Source organism: Kitasatospora arboriphila (assembly GCF_039528095.1).
In the GTDB taxonomy this organism is placed as follows: Bacteria; Actinomycetota; Actinomycetes; order Streptomycetales; family Streptomycetaceae; genus Kitasatospora; species Kitasatospora arboriphila.
The window spans coordinates 1-1,232 of sequence record NZ_BAAALD010000224.1; the positions used below are offsets into that span (position 1 = coordinate 1).

The 1,232-nt window shown below is 68.4% G+C and carries 1 protein-coding gene; it reads left to right on the forward strand.

Annotated features, from left to right (window positions below):
• The coding region (locus ABD353_RS39625; protein WP_344628568.1) for a glycoside hydrolase family 10 protein at positions 1 to 1,232 on the forward strand (1,232 nt) is incomplete at both ends.

Sequence of the window (1,232 nt, forward strand, 5' to 3'; positions counted from 1 at the left end):
TTCTCGACCGGGAATTCACCATGGTCACCCCGGAGAACGAGATGAAGTGGGACGCCACCGAGCCTTCCCGCGGGTCGTTCAACTTCGCCCCCGCCGACTCGATCGTCAACCACGCCGCCGCACACGGCCAGCGCATGCGCGGCCACACCCTGGTCTGGCACTCCCAACTGCCCAACTGGGTCTCCTCGATCACCGACGCCAACACCCTGCGCGGCGTGATGAACAATCACATCACCCAGGAGATGTCCCACTACAAGGGGAAGATCTACTCCTGGGACGTGGTCAACGAGGCGTTCGCCGACGGCGGCAGCGGCCGGCACCGCAGCTCGGTCTTCCAGGACGTCCTGGGCAACGGCTTCATCGAGGAGGCCTTCCGCACCGCCCGGAGTGCCGACTCCTCGGCGAAGCTCTGCTACAACGACTACAACATCGAGAGCTGGACGGACGCCAAGACCCAGGGCGTCTACGGCATGGTCAAGGACTTCAAGGCCCGTGGCGTGCCGATCGACTGCGTCGGGTTCCAGAGCCACTTCGGTGCCGGCGGCCCCCCGGCCAGCTTCCAGACCACGCTGTCCAACTTCGCCGCGCTCGGCGTCGACGTCCAGATCACCGAGCTCGACATCGCCCAGGCGTCCGCCGGGGCGTACGACAACGCCGTCAAGGACTGCCTCGCCGTCGCGCGCTGCACCGGCATCACGGTGTGGGGCATCCGCGACAGCGACTCCTGGCGCACCGGTGAGAACCCGCTGCTGTTCGACAACAACGGCAACAAGAAGCCCGCCTACACCGCCGTCCTCACCACTCTGGGCGGCGCCGGCGGCGGTACGCCGGGCGGCGGTATCAACTCCGGCACCGTCTACACGCTCTCCGCGGTGGGCGCCGCCGGACGCGTCCTCGACCAGCCCGCCGGACAGAACGGCAACGGCACCCCGCTCCAGGTGTGGGACGCCAGCGGTGCCGCCAACCAGCAGTGGCGCGCCACCAAGAACGGCGACGGCTCCTACACCCTGACCAACGTCGCCAGCGGACGGGTCCTGGACGAACCGGGCGGCCAGACCGCCAACGGGACCAAGCTGCTGGTCTGGGACGACCACGGCGGCGCCAACCAGCACTGGAAGGCCACCAAGAACGGCGACGGCTCCTACACCCTGACCAACGTCGCCAGCGGACGGGTCCTGGAGACCCCCGGCAACCAGACCGCCAACGGCACCGCCGTCCAGATCTGGGACTCC